Origin of the sequence: Synechococcus sp. 'PEA 65AY6A-5F PE A' (assembly GCF_047462575.1) — a bacterium.
Lineage (GTDB): Bacteria > Cyanobacteriota > Cyanobacteriia > Thermostichales > Thermostichaceae > Thermostichus.
Genome location: NZ_JAOALE010000071.1, coordinates 1 through 3738, shown reverse-complemented (window position 1 = coordinate 3738; position 3738 = coordinate 1). Strand labels below are relative to the sequence as shown.

Genomic DNA, 3738 nt, shown 5'->3' with positions numbered 1-3738 from the left:
GCAGAGCAGGCTCAGGGCTACTGAAAGCCCGCTCCGTACCGCTTAGCGGTCGGAGTCGGGTAGTTTACGACTAAGGTAGCTCTTGAAGAACTCGCTTCAGGGTGACGATCAGGTGTTCAATATGGGCTTCCTCGATGATCAAAGGCGGGGAAAGGGCAATGGTATCACCTGTAGTGCGAATCAATACCCCACGTTCGTAGCAGCGCAAAAAAGCTTCAAAAGCCCGCGCTGTCGGTCGGCCAGGGATCCCTTCCAATTCAATTGCCCCCACCAAGCCGAGGTTGCGCACATCGATGACATGAGGCAAGCCCCGTAGGGAATGGAGAGCCTCCTCCCAGAGGGGAGCGAGGTTGGCAGCCCGCTCGAACAAGCCTTCTTCTCGATACAGGTTCAGGGTAGCCAAGCCGGCGGCACTGGCAACTGGGTGGCCGGAGTAGGTGTAGCCGTGGAAAAACTCGATGGGGCTCCAGGACAGCGTCCTGCTGTTGTCCCCTGGACGGTGCAGGTCATCAGCGGAACCAGCAGCCTCCATGAAGGCGCTGTAGATCTCTTGCTTGACGATCACTGCGCCCATCGGGATGGTGCCATTGGTGAGGCCCTTGGCACAGCAAATCAGATCCGGCACCACCCCAAAGTAATTGGCCGCAAAAGGGGATCCCAGACGCCCAAAGCCGGTGATCACCTCATCGAAGATGAGCAGAATGCCGTATTTGTCGCAAATGGCCCGCAGCTTTTCCAAATAGCCCACCGGCGGCAGCAACACCCCCGTTGAACCGGCAACCGGCTCTACGATCACCGCTGCAATCGTGCTGGCATCGTGGAGAGCGACGATCCGCTCCAAGTCTTCTGCCAAGTGGGATCCCCAGCGAGGCAGGCCGCGGCTAAAGGCGTTTTGCTCCAGGTTGTGGGTGTGGGGTAGGTGGTCTACGCCGGGAATGAGGCTGCCAAAAAACTTGCGGTTGTTGGAGATGCCCCCGACCGAGATGCCCCCAAAGCCAACGCCGTGGTAGCCCCGTTCCCGGCCAATCAGCCGCTGCCGGGATCCCTGTCCGCGTAAGCGATGGTAGGCGATGGCCATTTTCAGGGCCGTATCCACCGCCTCAGAGCCAGAGTTGGTGAAAAAAACGTGATCCAGTCCGGCAGGAGTGAGCTGGATGAGCTGCTCTGCCAGTTGAAAGGCTTTGGGATGGCCCATTTGAAAAGCTGGGGCGTAGTCCAGTTGGGCCACCTGCTGTTGGATCGCTTCCACAATCGGGGGACGACAGTGGCCAGCATTCACACACCACAGCCCGGCAGTCCCATCTAGGATTTGGCGGCCATCGTGGCTGGTGTAGTACATGTCTCGGGCGGCCACCAACAGGCGCGGGTTGGCTTTAAATTGCCGATTGGCCGTAAAGGGCATCCAAAAAGGCTCCAGATTCAGCTCCGCTTGCAGGGCGACGGCTGCTTTCTCCAGGGTTTCTTGCATGGCTGGCCCTCCGGCAGTAGACGAGATTTCAAGCTGGCGAAGATGAAATCCCTAGATATTGGATAATTTTGAAAGGGGCTCCATCCTGCTAACGGGAACGATAGAGCAATCCTAATCGGCCTGGGAGGCCTCTGGAAAGTTAGTATTTTCGCTCCTGAGGGGGAAACCGGGTGATCACCACGGGGCGATAGCTGATCTGAGGGGATCCCTCGCGAAAGGCAGCCAAGGTGTGTTGTAAAAACCGTTGATCATCCCGTTGGGGGTAATCTTCCCGCGCGTGGGAGCCACGGCTTTCCCGCCGTTCCAGGGCGCTGGCGAGGATCAAGGCCCCCACCGTCATGAGGTTGTCCAGCTCCAGCGCTTCGATCAGCTCGGTGTTCCACACCTTGCCCCGATCGTCCAAATGCAAATCCCGCTCGTAACGCTGGCGGATCTGTTGCCATGTTTGGATCCCTTCTTGGAGAACCGATTCGGTGCGGTAGACGCCGCAATGCTCGGTCATGCAATCTTGAAATTGCCGCCGCACCTGATCAATGCGGCTCTTCCCTGATCGTTCCAGGAGCCCGGCAATCCGCCCGGCGGCCTGTTTGAGTAGGGATCCCTCGTCCACTTTCGGCAAGGCTCGACCTCTGACGGCTTCTACCATGGCTGCCCCTGTGCGCCGCCCGAAAACAACGCACTCTAGGAGAGAGTTGCTGCCCAGCCGATTAGCCCCATGCACCGAAACACAGGCCGTTTCACCGGCAGCGAACAGCCCTTCCACACGGGTTTGGGCATCCCGCAGTACCTGCCCCTCCACCGTCACCGGGATCCCGCCCATGCAGTAGTGCACCGTCGGTCGCACCGGAATGGGATCGACAACCGCATCGATGCCCAAGTGGCGATGGGCCTCCTCCCAACAGAAGGGCAGCCGAGTGTGGATCTTTTCTGCCCCCAGATGCCGCAGGTCTAAGTAGACAAAATCTTTGCCGTCAATACCGCGCCCGGCCCGCACCTCCGTAACAATCGCCCGCGAGGTGATGTCCCGTGGGGCCAATTCCATCTGGCTGGGGGCATAGGCGGCCATAAAGCGCTCCCCCTTCCCATTGATCAGATAGGCCCCCTCTCCACGCACTGCCTCTGAGATCAACACCCCCACCGGATACAGGCCCGTGGGATGAAACTGCACAAACTCCATATCCTGCAGAGGCAGGCCGGCCCGCGCCACCATCGCCATGCCATCGCCGGTGGAAGCAAAGTCGTTGGAAGTGGAGTTGTAGATGCGCCCATAGCCGCCTGTAGCCAACATAACCGCCTTGGCCCGCAGCACTTCCAGCCGTCCGCTGGCCTGCTCCAACATCACCACGCCCTGGACTTGGTTTTCTGCCAGGATCAGATCCAGCACATACCATTCGCTGTAGAGCTTGACCCCAAAGCGCTTGAGGTTGCTCACCAACTCGTGTAAAATGGCTTGCCCAGTTTTGTCGGCGGCATAGCAGGTGCGCGGGTGGCTGTGTCCCCCAAAGGCCCGCTGGGCAATGCGGCCATCCGGCAGGCGGGAGAACAAGACTCCCAGGTGTTCCAGGTCAATGATCACCTCAGGGGCTTCCCGGGCTAGAATCTCCACCGCATCTTGATCCGCTAGGTAGTCGGATCCCTTGACGGTATCGAAGGCGTGGGCTTCCCAGGAATCTTGCGGATCAACATTTTGTAAGGCGGCGGCAATGCCCCCTTGGGCTGCTACCGAGTGGCTGCGAATGGGATGGGTTTTGGACACCAAGGCCAGGTCGAGGCTGGGATCCCGTCGCATAACCTCCAAAGCCGCTCGGCAACCGGCCAGCCCTCCCCCTATGATGACAATGTCGTGTTCCAGCATGGATGCAGGCAAGCTCTCGCAAAGGATTCCGCCACAGCCAGGATGGCGTTTTCCCATTATGGCCGGCCCCAGCAGCCTCTCCAGCAGCACCTGAGTATAGCTCGTTATCAGCAGCGGTGCGGTGCCGTAGGCTTACCACTTTCTGCTCTGACGAACAGCTTTAAGTTGCATCGCTTCCTAACTTCCCTCTTCCCCTGGGAGTGGTCGCGGAAGCAGCGCGGAACGCTTGGGGAGTGTCCCAATCCAGTTTGGAATGGCTATGGCTTGCATGGCGAAGCCATACACTGTTGCCCAGGGCTGCAGCGATTGCATCCTGCTCGTTGCCAAACAGAATGGCAGTATCCCGCAAAGCTCTGATCTGTAAACTACCCGACTCCGACCGCTAAAGCGGTACGGAGCGGGCTTTCAGTAGCCC

2 protein-coding genes are annotated in these 3738 nt (G+C 59.2%); both read right to left on the bottom strand.

The features are described from left to right. Positions 1–70: 70 nt before the first annotated feature. Positions 71–1468 carry an aspartate aminotransferase family protein gene (locus tag GG26_RS13490; protein ID WP_414391153.1) on the bottom strand — a complete coding sequence of 466 codons (1398 nt, stop codon included), beginning with the start codon at positions 1466–1468 and terminating at the stop codon, positions 71–73. Between the two features lie 139 nt (positions 1469–1607). Further along, positions 1608–3323: a succinate dehydrogenase/fumarate reductase flavoprotein subunit gene (locus GG26_RS13485; RefSeq protein ID WP_414391150.1), complete on the bottom strand. Its 1716-nt coding sequence runs from the start codon at positions 3321–3323 to the stop codon at positions 1608–1610. Between the last annotated feature and the right edge of the window lie 415 nt (positions 3324–3738).

Bases quoted from the DNA above. Each gene is read 5' to 3' on its own strand.
- GG26_RS13490 (WP_414391153.1), bottom strand. From the start codon at position 1,468: ATGCAAGAAACCCTGGAGAAAGCAGCCGTCGCCCTGCAAGCGGAGCTG.
- GG26_RS13485 (WP_414391150.1), bottom strand. From the start codon at position 3,323: ATGCTGGAACACGACATTGTCATCATAGGGGGAGGGCTGGCCGGTTGC.